17 protein-coding genes and 2 tRNA genes are annotated in these 15,321 nt (G+C 28.7%); 13 read left to right on the forward strand and 6 right to left on the reverse strand.

Annotated elements, in window-relative coordinates:
• The first annotated feature begins 14 nt into the window (after positions 1 to 14).
• Together CVV26_00335 and CVV26_00340 are read left to right on the forward strand one after the other, a co-directional pair.
• Positions 15 to 836 carry a hydrogenase gene (locus CVV26_00335; GenBank protein ID PKL72702.1) on the forward strand — a complete coding sequence of 274 codons (822 nt, stop codon included), beginning with the start codon at positions 15 to 17 and terminating at the stop codon, positions 834 to 836.
• Between the two features lie 51 nt (positions 837 to 887).
• Positions 888 to 972: transfer RNA gene (locus tag CVV26_00340), tRNA-Leu, on the forward strand.
• A gap of 296 nt (positions 973 to 1,268) precedes the next feature.
• On the opposite strand, the gene CVV26_00345 is transcribed toward CVV26_00340, so the two are convergent.
• The 6 genes from CVV26_00345 to CVV26_00370 form a co-directional block, all read right to left on the reverse strand.
• Complete coding sequence (locus tag CVV26_00345; protein ID PKL72703.1) at positions 1,269 to 2,357, reverse strand: hypothetical protein; 1,089 nt, start codon at positions 2,355 to 2,357, stop codon at positions 1,269 to 1,271.
• Positions 2,358 to 2,383: 26 nt separating this feature from the next.
• Positions 2,384 to 2,578, reverse strand: a complete 195-nt coding sequence (locus CVV26_00350) for a hypothetical protein (GenBank protein PKL72704.1) — start codon at positions 2,576 to 2,578, stop codon at positions 2,384 to 2,386.
• Between the two features lie 45 nt (positions 2,579 to 2,623).
• Positions 2,624 to 2,839, reverse strand: a complete 216-nt coding sequence (locus CVV26_00355) for a hypothetical protein (protein ID PKL72705.1) — start codon at positions 2,837 to 2,839, stop codon at positions 2,624 to 2,626.
• The gene (locus CVV26_00360) at positions 2,811 to 3,023 is read right to left on the reverse strand and encodes a hypothetical protein (GenBank protein ID PKL72706.1); all 213 of its coding nucleotides are present in this window, start codon (positions 3,021 to 3,023) and stop codon (positions 2,811 to 2,813) included. The genes CVV26_00355 and CVV26_00360 overlap by 29 nt, the downstream gene beginning before the upstream one ends.
• Before the next feature lie 172 nt (positions 3,024 to 3,195).
• Complete coding sequence (locus tag CVV26_00365) at positions 3,196 to 3,744, reverse strand: hypothetical protein (protein ID PKL72707.1); 549 nt, start codon at positions 3,742 to 3,744, stop codon at positions 3,196 to 3,198.
• Between the two features lie 11 nt (positions 3,745 to 3,755).
• The gene (locus tag CVV26_00370) at positions 3,756 to 4,343 is read right to left on the reverse strand and encodes a hypothetical protein (GenBank protein PKL72708.1); all 588 of its coding nucleotides are present in this window, start codon (positions 4,341 to 4,343) and stop codon (positions 3,756 to 3,758) included.
• 437 nt (positions 4,344 to 4,780) lie between these two features.
• Here CVV26_00370 and recA point away from each other — a divergent pair, with 437 nt between their 5' ends.
• The 11 genes from recA (at position 4,781) to amrB (ending at position 15,262) form a co-directional block, all read left to right on the forward strand.
• Positions 4,781 to 5,788, forward strand: a complete 1,008-nt coding sequence (gene recA, locus CVV26_00375) for a recombinase RecA (protein PKL72709.1) — start codon at positions 4,781 to 4,783, stop codon at positions 5,786 to 5,788.
• A gap of 36 nt (positions 5,789 to 5,824) precedes the next feature.
• Complete coding sequence (nusB, locus tag CVV26_00380) at positions 5,825 to 6,250, forward strand: transcription antitermination factor NusB (GenBank protein ID PKL72710.1); 426 nt, start codon at positions 5,825 to 5,827, stop codon at positions 6,248 to 6,250.
• The gene (rnc, locus tag CVV26_00385) at positions 6,247 to 6,951 is read left to right on the forward strand and encodes a ribonuclease III (protein PKL72711.1); all 705 of its coding nucleotides are present in this window, start codon (positions 6,247 to 6,249) and stop codon (positions 6,949 to 6,951) included. Before nusB ends, rnc begins: the two co-directional genes overlap by 4 nt.
• 113 nt (positions 6,952 to 7,064) lie before the next feature.
• A complete protein-coding gene (locus tag CVV26_00390) occupies positions 7,065 to 7,826 on the forward strand; it encodes a chromosome partitioning protein ParA (GenBank protein PKL72712.1) in 762 nt (253 codons plus the stop codon).
• Entirely contained in the window at positions 7,816 to 8,745 is a 930-nt protein-coding gene (locus tag CVV26_00395) for a chromosome partitioning protein ParB (protein PKL72713.1), read from the forward strand. The genes CVV26_00390 and CVV26_00395 overlap by 11 nt, the downstream gene beginning before the upstream one ends.
• Before the next feature lie 2 nt (positions 8,746 to 8,747).
• On the forward strand, positions 8,748 to 10,727 hold the full coding sequence (locus CVV26_00400) for a hypothetical protein (GenBank protein PKL72714.1): 1,980 nt from the start codon (positions 8,748 to 8,750) through the stop codon (positions 10,725 to 10,727).
• Positions 10,728 to 10,749: 22 nt separating this feature from the next.
• Positions 10,750 to 10,831 (forward strand) — tRNA-Leu (locus CVV26_00405).
• An 83-nt stretch (positions 10,832 to 10,914) separates the two neighbouring features.
• On the forward strand, positions 10,915 to 12,180 hold the full coding sequence (locus CVV26_00410; protein PKL72715.1) for a hypothetical protein: 1,266 nt from the start codon (positions 10,915 to 10,917) through the stop codon (positions 12,178 to 12,180).
• Between the two features lie 53 nt (positions 12,181 to 12,233).
• A complete protein-coding gene (locus CVV26_00415; GenBank protein ID PKL72716.1) occupies positions 12,234 to 12,452 on the forward strand; it encodes a hypothetical protein in 219 nt (72 codons plus the stop codon).
• Positions 12,453 to 12,529: 77 nt separating this feature from the next.
• A complete protein-coding gene (locus tag CVV26_00420; GenBank protein PKL72717.1) occupies positions 12,530 to 13,378 on the forward strand; it encodes a hypothetical protein in 849 nt (282 codons plus the stop codon).
• Positions 13,379 to 15,262 (forward strand): AmmeMemoRadiSam system protein B, encoded by a 1,884-nt coding sequence (gene amrB / locus CVV26_00425; protein PKL72718.1) that lies wholly within the window; start codon positions 13,379 to 13,381, stop codon positions 15,260 to 15,262.
• The last annotated feature ends 59 nt before the right edge of the window (positions 15,263 to 15,321 follow it).

The following is a 15,321-nucleotide window of genomic DNA, read 5'->3' on the forward strand; positions in this document are numbered from 1 at the left end:
CTTGTCAAATTTTTATGAAAAATATTTATCAATCCAAAACAGCTATTATTAAAAATATTAAAACCCAAACCAAAGAGGTTAAACTTTTTACTTTGCAATTTAAAAAAAAGAAAGATCAAAAAGATTTTTTCTTTACCCCAGGTCAATTTATAGAAGTTGGGATATTGGGTTTTGGCGAAGCGCCTTTTGCTATATGTTCTTCAAATGTAAACGTAGATTTTTTTCAAATTTGTGTTCGAAAAGCGGGACAATTGACAATAAAATTACATTCTCTTAAAATTAATGACGAGATTCAAATTAGAGGACCTTATGGAAATGGTTTTCCTAAAATTGAAAATTCAACAACAAATTTGCTTTTGATTGGTGGTGGGATAGGGTTGGTACCTTTGAGATCAATTATTAAAACAATACAAGATCAAAAACAAAATATAAAAAATAAAATTATTCTTTTTTATGGAGTGAAAGATTATAATGAACTTTTATTTAAAGATGAATATAAGCAATGGGAAAAATTTTTAGATTTACATATTGTTCTTAACAAACCAGATTTAAAATGGAAAGGCGACATAGGTTTAATCACTGTCTTATTTGATAATGTAAAATTGGCAAATGGTTATTTGTCTTTACAAGCATTTCTTTGCGGTCCTCCAATAATGTATAAATTTGTTGTTCAAAAGTTAAAAGAATTAAATATTCCAGATGAAAATATTTTTTTATCTTTAGAGCGTCGGATGCATTGCGGAGTTGGAATTTGTCAGCATTGTGCCATTGGTTCACGATATGTTTGTAAAAATGGTCCAGTATTTAATTACGCGGAAATAAAAAATAGCTTATAGCTTGTAGAAAATAAATTAAATTTTAAAATTGAAAATTGAAAATTAATTTTTGCCCAGGTGGTGAAATTGGTATACACGCTAGGTTAAGGACCTAGTACCGTGAGGTGTGGAGGTTCAAGTCCTCTCCTGGGCACCAAATTGGATTTCGTGATTTTTTGCGGGTGGAAGCAGAGGTTTGCTCGCCCCGCCTGCAGAAAAAAAAGGAGACCCTACATAAAATTATTTCTGGTATTCGGATTTCTTCCGAGCATGCTATCGCTGGCATTAAAAGATTGCGAATTGTAACTGACAAATTTAGGAATAAAACAAATAAATTTAATGATAAGGTTATGTTTTTAGCTTGTGGACTCTGGAATTATCAATTAAAATATTGCTAATTCCAAAATTTATAAGGATAGTCTATCTTATTGAGTTATTCCGCAACTAGTTTAATTATCTTTTTTTAATATCACCAGTTAAATTAAAGGTCTTATTTTTAGCCATCGAGAGAAACCGGCTTGCTGTTTTGCCTATTTCATCGCTGATATATTTTGCATTGCTATATTGCGAGGGGTAGCCGACTAATTCCATAAAGCCGACACCGCTTACTTTTTTATTTTCAAACAAACCTTCCACGCGAAGCGGTCCCTCCCAATAGTTAATCGAACCAAATAGCATTTCCTGATTTTCAATTTTTGCCGTTAGGTTTAAATCAATATTTTTTGCCGGCATTTTGATTTTCCATGCCAATGGATAAACCGCCTTGCTCTTTGGACTTGTCCATCGTTCGTCCAAAGGAGTAATCTCGACTTCCTGATAATGTTCTTGGTGGTTATCCGCATAAGAAATATCCGCAAAGTAAGTTTTCACCTTGCCGTCATCATATAATCCGCAAACCATTTCTGTTTTATTGTCCAATTGCACCGAAAACCAATCCCATTTATCCTTGGAGTAACTCGCGTCCGCCCATTGATGATCCATCCACGATTTGCCGGTAACATCTATCCATTTGCCCTTAATTTTTATTCTGCCCTCTGTCTTTAAGTTAGTTAATGAATAGTAATAGGTAGTTTTGGAATGGAGATCAAGGTATCCTTTTCCGCCCTCAAGCAGTGGCTTTTTAGTTGAAGTCAAAATTAAATCAATATCCTCGTTTTTTATGTGATATGTTGATTCGCCGGTTTTTTCAATAACGCAGTTGGTATAACCGTTTTTGATTTCTGGATTAAGATAATTTATATAAAGCAGGGGCTTGGAAAAACTATCGTCAGAAATGACAGAAAATGGGGCTATTCTATGGTGAAAACTTTTATGCTTTAAATCCGAAACAAGGGAATGAGAAAAATAAGATGTTTTAAGCGGTATCTTGCTTAAAAATGGAATTTTTACTTTTTTAACATCCACTTTAAAAAAGCAATCCATAAAAGAATATCCGTTGCCGTCCTTGTCTTTTAAGTGACCGTTAAAATACCACCACTCAATTATGTAATTATGTCCTGATTCGTCTGCTGGGAATTTTATTGGTTTATATTCTTTATGCATAAAACTATTTTTAAATTATAGAAGCATTATGAGACGCTCCATTTTGTTATCGTAAACAATTTTAGTAATGGAGCGTCTGAAATGCTTTTATTGATTGAAGGGTGGCTTTTTTCTGACCATGCCCACCAAAGATAACCGCCAATGGCTATAACGGCGATTATTGCTATTCCAATTGTTGTTGGACTTGACCAATCTATGTTTGTTAGAAAATTTGTTGGCATAATTTTACATCCTTTCTAATTAATCTATAAAACCCTTGAGGCGGGCTAATCCTCGACTTTTTTTGATTTTTTATATTCCTTTTCCCAAATAGGATCAAAAACCTTAGCTAAATCTTTGTCATAATTTATCATTTTTTTGTTATATTCCTTGTCTTGCAAGGCCTGCTTTGCCGACTCATCAATAGGTTCAGGTTTATCTTCGTCAATAAATTCTCTCATTTTTTTATAATTTTTACTTTGAACTTGTTTTTTCAGTTTCAAAATTCTTTAAGAATAATTTGGTAGCTTCGATTTCTGCCTGATTTCCGACCTTTATTATTTTTTCTATAATTTCCCACTGCTCATCTCGGTATTTTTTACCTTTGATTTTGCCGTGAAAATTATCCAACACCAACATTTCAAACTCGTTGATGTGTTTTACTAATTTTGAATTTGTTTCTATCATAAGTTTATTTATTTAATTTTTTAGTCAAAGTGTCCAAACTTATAATTAAATATATTTGAATATATCGGCCCAAATAAAATAAGATGCACTTCAACAGCAAGATATTTTGTGGCGATATTAAAACGTCCATCCTTATCTAGCCTTCTGACAGATACGGGTATTTGAATACTTTTCAAAAAATCGAATTTCTCAATTCTCTGCCTATCCTTAAAACGTAATCGTGGTCTTCGGCTAATTTAATTTTTTCATCAAAGCCACCTATTAATTGATGGACTTCTTTCTTGGCAAAGATACAAAAACCTGGCGCATGAGAAAACCTTTTTTTAGTTGCCTGAAAATATAAATTAACTGCGCCATGCAAAAACTTATCTATTTTTCTGTCGCTCAAGGGATTAATCAAACAAGAAGCGGAAGAAAGAGTTGAACCGTTAATTTCTTTAACAGCCTTCTCTAAAAAATCAGGCGGTAAAATTACATCAGCGTCTAAAAACAATAGCCACTCACCACGAGCAACCTTAGCGCCATTATTACGACCGCAAGCCGGCAATCCGCCCCCAACCACTTTTGCTCCGCTTTTTAAAGCAATCAAGCGTGTAGTATCAGTTAAATTATTGTCGGCCACAATAATTTCAAAATCTTTAAATACCTGATCTTTAAGAGATTTTAAAAGATGCGGTAAAAATTTTTCTTCGTTGAAAGTTGGAATAACAATGCTTAACATAAATTTATGATTTAAAATAAAATCGTAACAATTTGATTAGATACTTTTTCAGAGTCAATTTTTTTATTTAAAAAAGAATACTCCAAAAGTAATCCGTCCATCATACCAGTAAGCAAAGATGTTAATAATCGACTATCAACTTTTTTATTTAATTTTTTGCTTGAAAAAACTTCCTCTATCACTGGCTGAATTACATTAGCAACCTGTTCTCTTAATTTTTCGGTTCGCTTTGTTATTTTAGAGTCAGCTGGCGAAAGTTTTACAACTAAAGCCTTGATAAGATTTTTTTCCTTAAAACCAAAATCTAAATAATTTTTAATTATTTTGTGCAATTTTTTATCAACCGCAGTTTCGCTTAATGCTTGAGTAAGGGTTAGATTTAAATCATTAAAAACATTATCAATCACTTTTCCATAGATTTCTGCTTTGCCGGTGAAATGATAATAAAGCGCAGCTTTGGTAATATTTAATTTTTTTGCAATATCATTCATTGAAACACCCAAATAGCTATATTCAGAAAAAAACTTACGGGCTGTATTAATGATGTGATTCTTGGTGTCTTGAATAACACCCTCAGATTTTTTTGCAATTATTTCCATATTTTTTATAATTTTATTATTGTATACTTACCACTCGGTAAGTATATCAGAAAGGATAAATATCTGTCAAGCAAAAATTTACAAAGACGATAATATTTGTTAAACTTATAATTAAGAAATAGTTTTAGGCGGCGCGCCAGCTTTGCTGGCACGAAAAATTGCGGCGGCGAAAAAAGAAGCGGCGAAAGCGAGGGCGGGCAAAAATTCCTTCCTCCCAACCCTCTTCCTTTTTGCCCGCCCGAGCGTTCGGTTTCGGTTCTGCTACGCGAAACGCGGCAATCAGTCAGTTTCGTTCAAAAAAAAGGTTCGCGCATTTTCAAACAATGGGCACCAAATTGGAGACCCTACAAAAAAAATTATACACATTCTTGATAAATTTTAAAAATTTGATATTATATAAAAAATAAGTAATTTATTTATTTTTATAATTAATTTTTATGCAAAAAGAATTAAAAACGTCAGATAAAAACAAGGCTACTTTTGAAGCGATTTCTCAAATTAAAGAACGCTTTGGTGAAGGATCAATTATGAAATTAGGTGAATCTAAAACAATGAAAGTAGAAACAATTCCTACTGGTTGTCTTTCTTTAGATATTGCCTTGGGAGTGATGGGTGTTCCTAGAGGACGAATAACGGAAATTTTTGGTTTGGAAGCTTCAGGGAAAACAACTTTAACTCAACATATAATTGCTGAGGTTCAAAAACAAGGCGGAATAGCTGCTTTTATTGATGCTGAACACGCTCTTGATCCAGAATATGCTAAAAAAATAGGAGTTAATATTGATGAACTTTTAATTTCTCAGCCAGACACAGGAGAACAGGCTTTGGAAATTGTTGAAACATTAGTTCGTTCTAATGGTATTGATGTAATTGTAATTGATTCTGTTGCCGCGTTAACACCAAAAGCTGAAATAGAAGGGGAAATGGGAGATTCGCATATGGGCTTGCAGGCAAGATTAATGAGTCAGGCTTTAAGAAAATTAACAGCAATTGTGAGTAAAACAAAAACTGCGGTAATTTTTATTAATCAAGTAAGAATGAAAATTGGGGTATTTTTTGGAAATCCAGAAACCACGACTGGTGGTATGGCTTTAAAATTTTATTCTTCAGTTCGAATTGAAGTGAGAAAAGCAGTACAAATTAAACAAGCGGAGAAAATTATTGGTAATCGAGTTAAAGCTAAAATAGTTAAAAATAAAGTTGCCGCTCCTTTTAAAGTTTGTGAATTTGATATAATGTATAATGAAGGAATTTCTATTACCGGTGATCTTTTAGATTTAGGAGTAGAACATAAAGTGATTTCTAAAACAGGAAATTCTTATTCTTTTAAAGAAACAAAATTAGGTGTTGGTCGTGAAGTAACAAAGAATTTTTTAAAAGAAAATTCTAAATTACAAAAAGAAATTAGAGAGGAAATTTTAAAAACCATAAAAGATGAATTATAAATTATAAATTTAAAATTAATTTTATTTGTAAATTTTATGTCCAATCGTCATTTAGCGCGGTCTATTATTTTGCAAACACTTTATCAATGGGATTTTAATGAAGAGAAAAATGAACAAATACTAGTTATTTTAAATAATAATTTAAAAAATTTTGCTTCAGAAATTAATAATCAAGATTTTATAGAAAAAATAATAAATGGAATTATTAAAAATATAAAAGAAATAAATCAATGTATTCAAAAATATGCACCCGAATGGCCAATCGAAAATATTACCGTTGTTGATCGCAATGTTTTAAGAATAGGAATTTATGAACTTATTTTTTCTTCTGAAGTTCCTCCCAAAGTAGCTATTAATGAAAGTATAGAATTAGCAAAAACATTTGGCGGGGATTCTTCTGGAAAATTTGTTAGTGGTGTTTTAGGCGCTCTTTATAAGGATAATTTTGAAAATAAAAAATGAAAAAAAATTTATCTGAATTAGAAAAAAAAATAAATATAATTTTTAAAAATAAGGATTTATTAAAACAAGCTTTAATTCATCGGTCTTATTTAAATGAAAATCCAAATTTTTCTTTAGGACATAATGAACGTTTAGAATTTTTAGGAGACGCTGTTTTAGAATTAGTTGTCACAGAATTTTTATATATTTTGTATCCAAATAAACCAGAAGGAGAATTAACTAATCTTAGAGCAAGTTTAGTAAATTCTCAAATGCTTTCTGAATTGGCCTTTGAACTTGATTTAGATGAATATATTTTTTTAAGCAGAGGAGAAGCGCAAGAAAATTCAAAAGGAAAAGCGCGACGTTATATTTTAGCTAATGCAGTAGAAGCTTTAATCGGAGCTATTTATTTAGATCAAGATTACAAGAAAACAAAGAAATTTATTGAAAAATATTTTTTAGTAAAATTACCTGAAATTTTAATTCAAAAAACTTACATTGATCCAAAAAGTAAATTTCAAGAAATTGCGCAAGAAAAGGAAAAGGTAACTCCTTTTTATAAAGTTTTAAAAGAAACTGGGCCTGATCACGCCAAACATTTTCAAATAGGGGTTTATTTAGAAGAAGAATTAATAGCTAAAGGAGAAGGAGAGTCTAAACAAGAAGCGCAAGTAAGCGCGGCAAAAGAAGCTTTAAAGTTAAAGAAGTGGGAATATTAAATAAAAATTAAAAGTTTATAATTTAATTAAGGTAATATTTAAAATAAAAACTGATCTTAAAAAGGGTCAGTTTTAAAATTGTCAAAAAGATATAAATTTAGTATACTTATTTTATGTGTAAAATAATTTCAATTGTTAATCAAAAAGGTGGAGTAGGAAAAACAACAACTGCTGTTAATTTAGGGGCTTTTTTAGCAAAATTAGGAAAATCTGTTTTATTAATTGATTTTGATCCCCAAGGCAATGCCTCTTCGGGCACAGGAATTGAATGTAAAAACAAAGAAAAAGGAGTTTATGAAGTTTTGATAGGAAAAAAAATATTTAAAGAAATAATTCAACCAACTTTTTTTTCTAATTATTATGTTGCTCCATCCAATGAGTCTTTAGCTGGCGCGACAATAGAATTAATTAATTTAAAAGACAGAGAATTTTGTTTAGCAAAAGCTATTTTAGAAATTAAAAATAATTATGATTATATTATTATTGATTGCCCGCCATCTCTTTGTCTTTTAACAATCAATGCTTTAATGGCGACAGATAAAATTTTAATTCCAGTTCAAGCTGAATATTATGCCTTAGAAGGTTTAGCACAACTTTTAAAAACAATTAATCTTGTTCAAAAAAATTTAAAACCAGAGTTAGAAATTTTAGGGGCAGTGATTACAATGTATGACAAAAGAAATAAATTATCTGAAGCTGTTTTGCAGGAACTTCATCAACATTTTCCTTATAAAATTTTTCAATCAATTATTCCTCGATCAGTAAGATTAGCTGAAGCTCCTAGTTTTGGACAGACAATTTTACAGTTTGATCCAATTTCAAAAGGAGCTGAAGCTTATGAAAAATTGGCCATGGAAATTTTAGATGCATTTTAATATTTTAAAAGCTAATGCTATTTTTATTATGAAACATTTAGGACGTGGATTAGGAGCTTTAATTCCTAATCAAAATATTTCTCAAAAAAATTTTAAAAAAGAAAAAAAATCTTCTGATTATTTTAATTTTGATCAAAAAGAAAAAAATCAAAATGGTGTTTTTGAAATATTAATAGAAAAAATTAAAAAAAATTCCAAACAACCTAGACAAAATTTTAATCCCGAGGCAATGGAAGAATTGGTTGATTCTATTTTAGAGCATGGAATTTTACAACCCTTGGTGGTTAGTAAAGACAAAGAGCAGGGATTTTTTGAATTAATTGCTGGCGAAAGAAGATTAAGAGCATCTCAGATAGCTGGATTAAAAACCGTGCCAGTAGTAGTTCAAAAAGTAAATGCGTCAAAAAAATTACAATTGGCTTTGGTAGAAAATATCCAAAGACAAAATTTAAATCCTGTTGAAGAAGCGCGAGCCTATCAAAGATTAATAGATGAATTTCATTTAACACAAGAAGAAGTTGCAAAAAAAGTGGGCAAGAATCGAGCGACGATCGCTAATATTTTAAGAGTTTTGATTTTGCCAAAAAAAATTCATGAGGCTTTGATTTTAGGTAAAATTAGTTTAGGGCATGCAAAAATAATTTTAGGTTTAAATAATCCCAATGAGCAATTAAAACTTTTTGAAAAAATTCTTTTAAACGAATTAAGTGTGAGAGCAGTAGAAAATATAAAAAAGAAAAGCAAGCAAATTAAAAAAAATATTTTATTAGACCCTAATTTAAAAGAAAAAGAAGAAAATTTAAGAGAAACCTTAGGAACAAAAGTTAAAATTTTACCTCAAGAAAAGGGTGGACAAATTATTATTGAATATTATTCAGACGAGGAATTGATTGAAATAGTAAAAAAAATAGTTAAATAAATATGTCAAAATTAAGCAAAAAACTTATCTCTCAACAAATAGGGCAGGGAATAATTGAACATTTGCATTTTAAAACACAAGAACAAGAGGTTCAAAAAGTAATAGAAAAAATTATAGAATTACAATCAAATGTCCAATCTCCAGTTTCTAATTGTCTATCAACTAATTGCAGTTGGAATGATTTTGCTATTTTAGTTAGGGCTAATTCTCAAGCCGAACCATTTTGTCAGGCATTAGAACAAGCAGGAATTCCTTATCAATTTGTTGCTAAACAAGGACTTTATAATAAACCAATAATTTTAGATATTTGGGCTTATTTAAAATTATTAGATGATTATCATGAAAGTCCAGCACTTTATCGAATTTTAAATTGCCCGCTTTTTAAAATAGAAACTAAAGATTTAATAAATTTAAATTATTGGGCTCGAAGAAAAAATTGGTCTCTTTTTGAAACTTTAAATAAAGCTGTAATTTTGGGTGGATTTTCTAAAGAAACAATAGAGCAGACAAATAAACTTTTAGGATTTATTCAAAAACATAGTCAATTAGCTCGAGAAAAAAGTGTCAGTAAAGTGGTTTTTGCTTTTTTAGAAGACACTGGCTATCTTAAATTATTAATACAATCCGAATGTAAAAAAAATGAAGATTCAATTAATTTTTTAAATCAGTTTTTTAAAAAAATTGAAGAATTTGAAAGAAATAATATTGATAAATCAATAAAAAATTTTAAAGAAGAATTAGAATTAATTTTAGAAGCAGGTGATGAAGGCGCTTTAAAAGATGATTTAAAAGAGGGACCAGAAGCAGTAAAAGTAATGACTATTCATGGAGCAAAAGGCTTGGAATTTAAATATGTTTTTATTGTTAATTTAGTTGATCGTCGTTTTCCTACAATTGAAAAAAAAGAAAGTATTGAATTGTCTAATGCTTTAATCAAAGAAATTATTCCAAAAGGGGATATTCATTTGGAAGAAGAAAGGCGTTTATTTTATGTGGCAATGACTCGTGCCAAAATGGGACTTTTTTTTACTTCTGCTGAAGATTATGGCGGGCAAAGAAGTAAAAAATTATCAAGATTTTTAGATGAAATCAAAATTCAATCAATTTTAAAAAATAAAAATTCTGTTGAAAAAATAGATAATCAATTAATAGTAGATAAATTTATAAAAAAATATTCTAAAAAATTTGCTATAAATTCTGATGAAATTGAAAAAGATATAAAATATTTTTTTCCAAAAAAATTTAGTTTTACTCAATTTAGGGCTTTTGAAACTTGTCCTTTGCAATATAAATTTGCTCATATTTTACGTATTCCGATTAAAGGACGATTTACTTTTAGTTTTGGAAAAACAATGCATAGTACTTTATATAAATTTTTTCAAAGAATAATTACTCCTTTAAATGTAGAACAAATGGATTTATTTTTTTCTTCAGATCAATTATTACAAATTTATAAAGAAAGTTGGATTAATGATTGGTATGAAAATAAAAAACATCAAGAAGAATATAAAAAAATAGGAGAAGAAATTTTAAAAGAATTTTTTAATTCAATTAAAAATAATCCACCAAAAGTTAAATATTTAGAATTGGGATTTAATTTTAAATTAAATGATTTTATTATTAAAGGAGTAATGGATAGGGTAGATGAAACAGAGAATGGAATTGAAATTATTGATTATAAAACAGGGAAGGTTAAGGATGAAAAAAAAATAACCATAGAAGATAAGGAACAACTTTTAATTTATCAAATGGCCGCACAAGAAATTTTTAAAGGAAAATCATTAAAATTAACTTTTCATTATTTAAATGAGAATAAAAAAATTTCTTTTTTTGGGAAAGAAAAAGAATTAAATTTTTTGAAAGAAAAAATTATTAAAATAATTGAGGAAATTAAAAAAAGTGATTTTGCTCCAACTCCTAATCAATTTAAATGTAAATTTTGTGATTTTAAAGAAATTTGCGAAGCATCAAATAAAATTTAAAATTTAAAATTATTTTAATTTTGTCGGAGTGGCGAAATTGGTAGACGCGCTAGGTTTAGGGCCTAGTAGGGAAACCTGTGAGAGTTCGAATCTCTCCTCCGATATTTATAAATAAAAATGGACAAAAGGATAATTTTATATATTATTATAAATAATAAAATGAATTTTATTTTTAATAAAAAATAATATGACTAAAAAAATTAATTTAATTTTAATTATCGCGATTATTGTTTTGGTAATTATAAACATTGGTACTGTTTATTTTTTGTATTTAAAACAAAATAATAAAATTGATAATAAAAAACAAGAAGTTAATATTATTCCAGAAAATAATATTAGCAATGAGAATGAGATATTGGCTGATAAAAAATTATCAACCAGTACATCAGAAAAAAATATTGTGGTTGCTTGGAATGAGTGGCCAATTACAACAATTTTTGGGCAATTATTTCCTTATGCGCAAATCGAGGAAGTAGTAAAGAATTTTAATAGCAAAAAAGAGAACATAGGTAGTCAAATTGATAAGGACGTTTTTGAAGATAGCGTTAAAATTTATAAAGTTGGCGTAATAGCGCAAGGTGATTATTTAGGTGGAGAATTGTTTATTTTAAAATGTATATCAGGACAAGAAGGGATGTATAAAGAACAAATGTTTCGTGTAATTAAAACAAAGGATGATCGTCTTGTTCTACTTTCTAAATATTCACAAGAACCTTTAGATATTCTAAAAGAATTATGTATTATAGATGATAAAACTGTAATTTCTGATTTAGAAAAATTGCCAGTCAATATTTCAATACTAAATTCCAAAATTAAATTAATAAAAAATTTAAAAGAACCATTTTTATTAATTAATGATTATCAAGAACCAAAAAAACTTTTTGAATATAGTAAAAATGAATTTGTTTATAAAGACAAAGAAAGCAATTGTTTTTTTATTAAAGCGCCGGATGGAACAGCCAAAGAATATTATTTGGATTTAGATTTTATTGGTTTAGCAGGAAATAGCGAAGGATCTAATAATAAAAGTATGTTTGCCTACGGAGGTATAATTCCTAATATGTTGGATTTTATTTGGTTGGATGACAGTAAAAATAGTAATGAATATACTTTTCAAAAAACTGGTATGTGTGGCTCTTTTGGTTGTTATAATTACGCCGATTATATTACTGATATTTCTCAATTAGAAAAAGTTGGACAAACGGCAAATAACAATGCTATTTATGAATTAAAAGATAAAAATTTTACTATCAAAAATGCTGAAAATAGTATTTTAAAAGAAATCTATAATAATTACTATCCGGGATATGATGAAGTAAAAAAACAAGAAAAAACAAAAATAAGTTTTGAAGAATTTGTCAAAGAACACCCGCTTATTTATTGGCAAGATCCATTTGGAGAATTTATTGAATTTAAAAACGCTAAATATCTTCCAGCTGTTGAATGTAGCTAATTGGTTTAATTCAAACAGAAATTGATGAATTTATTGATTTTTGGTTGCCTAAGATGCAAAAAGATAATTATTATTTTATAACTTTTGTTTCGCAAAAAGAGTTTAATTTAATCGCGCCGTTAAATGTTTTGCCTCAGCCAGACACTGTTATTAAAGTATTTATGGATTATCAAGGTTTAGATAAACCAGTTCCAATTGAAGAGCAAGAAATTTCAATTCCAAAAAGAAATGGTTTTACTGTTGTTGAATGGGGTGGCGCGTTAAGAAAGTAATTAAATTTTATATTGTTATTATTTTAAATAAATCTGATGATTATTAAAATAAATAGATTTTTTAAAAAATTTAAAATATGAAAAATAATCAACTTATTGTTTTTCAAAATAAAGAGATTCGTCGCCATTGGGACGAGAAACAAGAAAAATGGTATTTTGCCATTGTTGATATCATTGCTATTTTGACAAATAGCGATAATCCACAAGTTTATTGGCGTGTATTAAAAAAACGTCTTATTGATGAAGGTTCAAATAAAACCGTTACAAAATGTAACGGTTTGAAAATGGTGGCGACAGATGGGAAAATGCGTTTTACTGATGTTGCAGATGTGGAAATGTTATTGAGATTAATTCAGTCAGTTCCAAGTCCAAAAGCAGAGCCAATTAAATTATGGCTGGCAAAAGTTGGTTATGAAAGAATTCAAGAAATATCTGATCCGGAAAAAGCTTTAAATAGATCAAGAGATTATTGGCAAAAAATGGGCAGAAGTCAAAAATGGATACAACAAAGAATGATGGGGCAGGAAATTAGAAATAAACTAACAGATTATTGGAAAAATAATGAAGTTAAGGAGCAGGATGAATACGCTATTTTGACAAACATTATCCATCAAGAATGGAGCGATTTATCTGTTAAGGAGCATAAAAATTTGAAAAAGTTAAAAACAGAAAATTTACGCGATCATATGTCTGACGCTGAATTAGTTTTTACAGCATTAGCGGAACTTTCCACTCGTCAAATCGCTGAAACTATGGAAACAAAAGGTTTGGAAGAAAACAAGATTCCAGCTAAAAAAGGCGGAAGAATTGCTAAAAACGCTAGATTAGAATTAGAACAAAAAACGAAAAAAAGTATAGTAACTGGCAAAAATTTTAAATTGCCTGTTAGAAGAAATAAAAAATTATCTAACAGAAAAAATAACTAAATGCAAAGAATAAAAACCACAATGCTTTTCTCAATATTAATCCTGCTAATAATAATTCAAGCAGGATTAATTTTTTGTTATCAATCTAGTTTTAAAGATGCGAGCAAGGGTTTACATCTATCAACTGCGCAAAAAAATAATATCGCTCCAAGCAATATGCCAACTCATTATTCTTATTTTTCAAAAAAAGAATTTTTTGATGAGGCGTATGAACAAGCAATTGGACAAATAAAATCAGCTGATTCTAAAATTTATGGCGGAATAATTCCTCATCATTTAATTGTCAAAGATAAAATCGCCGCGTTTTTTGAAGGCATTAAACAAAATAATTATGAAACAATTATTTTAATCGGACCCAATCATTTTAGACAAGGCAAGTCTGATATTATTTTATCTCAAGCTCAATGGAAAACTCCTTATGGAATAATTGAACCGGATCTTAATTTAATTGAAAAATTAAAACAAATAGCTGGCATCAATATTGAAGAAGAACCGTTTATTGCCGAACATTCAATCTCTGGGTTGGTTGGTTTTATTAAAAAAAGTTTTCCTGATTCTCAAATCGTTCCAATCATTTTAAAAAATAAAACTTCTTCAGAAAAAAGTACGCAATTAGCCAAAGCAATTTATGAAAATGTTGATCCAGAAAAAATTTTAGTTTTGAGTAGCGTTGATTTTTCGCACTATCAGCCAACAGCAGTCGCCAATTTTCATGACCAAAAAAGCAACTCAGTAATCAGTAATTTTGATTTTGATAAAATTTATAATTTAGAAATAGATTCTCCCTCTTCTATTTATGTTTTGTTAAAATATTTAGAAAAAATAAAAGCGAAAAATAGCGAATTAATTTTTTCAACCAATTCAGGAACTTTAATACAAAAAACAGACGAACCAACAACCAGCCATAATTTTTTTTATTTTAAAAAACACGAAGTAAAAAAAGAAAGTTTAATTAACTTTCTTTTTTTTGGCGATTTAATGCTTGATCGCAATGTTGGTCAAAAAATAAAACAACATGGGTTAGATTATTTTTTTTCTAAATTGGCTGGTGAAGAGAATAGATTTTTTCAAGGCATTGATATAATTAGCGCTAATTTAGAAGGCGCGACGACAAATAATGGCGCTCATTACAATCCAAAAATGGCTTATGATTTTGCTTTTAATCCCGAGATTATAAAAGCATTAAAAAAATATCATTTTAATTTTTTTAATTTGGCGAATAATCATTTTTCAGATCAAGGTGAAAAAGGAATAACAGAAACTACGCAAAATTTAGACAAATTAAAATTAAATTATTCTGGTTGTCGCGATGGAATGATTGATGAAAAATGCGCAAGCAAAATTATTGAAATAGACAATCGTAAAATTGGTTTAATTGGATTAAGTATGGTTTATAGCGAATTAGACAAGAAAAAGCTTGATGATATTTTTAAAAAAATAAAAAATAAAACTGATTTAATAATTGTTAATATTCATTGGGGAACAGAATATAGTCATAAATTCAGTAAAACCCAGCAAGAAATAGCTTATCAATTAATTGACGCTGGAGCTGATATTGTTATTGGTCATCATCCGCATGTTGTTCAAGGAATGGAAATTTATCGTAATAAACCAATTTTTTATTCTTTGGGTAATTTTATTTTTGATCAATATTTTTCAAAAGACACGCAAGAAGGATTGGCGGTTGGTGTAAATGTAATTCAATCAAAAGAACAAAATAAGCTTGAATTTTATTTATTTCCTTTTAAATCAATAGCCAGTCAAGTAAAATTAATGGACAACAAAGAAAAAAATAAATTTTTAGAAAATTTTATTAATTGGTCAAACATTGACGAAAAAATTATTGAGCAAATTAAAAGTAATAAAATAGAATTTAATTATTAAATGTAGTATACTTTGAAATATTATAAAATATATAGTTTCAAGGATTTTAATAAAAATTT

The sequence above is a fragment of the Candidatus Kuenenbacteria bacterium HGW-Kuenenbacteria-1 genome (assembly GCA_002839745.1).
Taxonomy (GTDB): domain Bacteria; phylum Patescibacteriota; class Patescibacteriia; order UBA2591; family PGYQ01; genus PGYQ01.

What these genes read in the sequence shown, in the direction of transcription:
- CVV26_00335 (PKL72702.1), top strand. Translation starts at nt 15, where the DNA reads ATGAAAAATATTTATCAATCCAAAACAGCTATTATTAAAAATATTAAA.
- CVV26_00345 (PKL72703.1), bottom strand. Translation starts at nt 2,357, where the DNA reads ATGCATAAAGAATATAAACCAATAAAATTCCCAGCAGACGAATCAGGA.
- CVV26_00350 (PKL72704.1), bottom strand. Translation starts at nt 2,578, where the DNA reads ATGCCAACAAATTTTCTAACAAACATAGATTGGTCAAGTCCAACAACA.
- CVV26_00360 (PKL72706.1), bottom strand. Translation starts at nt 3,023, where the DNA reads ATGATAGAAACAAATTCAAAATTAGTAAAACACATCAACGAGTTTGAA.
- CVV26_00365 (PKL72707.1), bottom strand. Translation starts at nt 3,744, where the DNA reads ATGTTAAGCATTGTTATTCCAACTTTCAACGAAGAAAAATTTTTACCG.
- CVV26_00370 (PKL72708.1), bottom strand. Translation starts at nt 4,343, where the DNA reads ATGGAAATAATTGCAAAAAAATCTGAGGGTGTTATTCAAGACACCAAG.
- recA (PKL72709.1), top strand. Translation starts at nt 4,781, where the DNA reads ATGCAAAAAGAATTAAAAACGTCAGATAAAAACAAGGCTACTTTTGAA.
- nusB (PKL72710.1), top strand. Translation starts at nt 5,825, where the DNA reads ATGTCCAATCGTCATTTAGCGCGGTCTATTATTTTGCAAACACTTTAT.
- rnc (PKL72711.1), top strand. Translation starts at nt 6,247, where the DNA reads ATGAAAAAAAATTTATCTGAATTAGAAAAAAAAATAAATATAATTTTT.
- CVV26_00390 (PKL72712.1), top strand. Translation starts at nt 7,065, where the DNA reads ATGTGTAAAATAATTTCAATTGTTAATCAAAAAGGTGGAGTAGGAAAA.
- CVV26_00395 (PKL72713.1), top strand. Translation starts at nt 7,816, where the DNA reads ATGCATTTTAATATTTTAAAAGCTAATGCTATTTTTATTATGAAACAT.
- CVV26_00400 (PKL72714.1), top strand. Translation starts at nt 8,748, where the DNA reads ATGTCAAAATTAAGCAAAAAACTTATCTCTCAACAAATAGGGCAGGGA.
- CVV26_00410 (PKL72715.1), top strand. Translation starts at nt 10,915, where the DNA reads ATGACTAAAAAAATTAATTTAATTTTAATTATCGCGATTATTGTTTTG.
- CVV26_00415 (PKL72716.1), top strand. Translation starts at nt 12,234, where the DNA reads ATGCAAAAAGATAATTATTATTTTATAACTTTTGTTTCGCAAAAAGAG.
- CVV26_00420 (PKL72717.1), top strand. Translation starts at nt 12,530, where the DNA reads ATGAAAAATAATCAACTTATTGTTTTTCAAAATAAAGAGATTCGTCGC.
- amrB (PKL72718.1), top strand. Translation starts at nt 13,379, where the DNA reads ATGCAAAGAATAAAAACCACAATGCTTTTCTCAATATTAATCCTGCTA.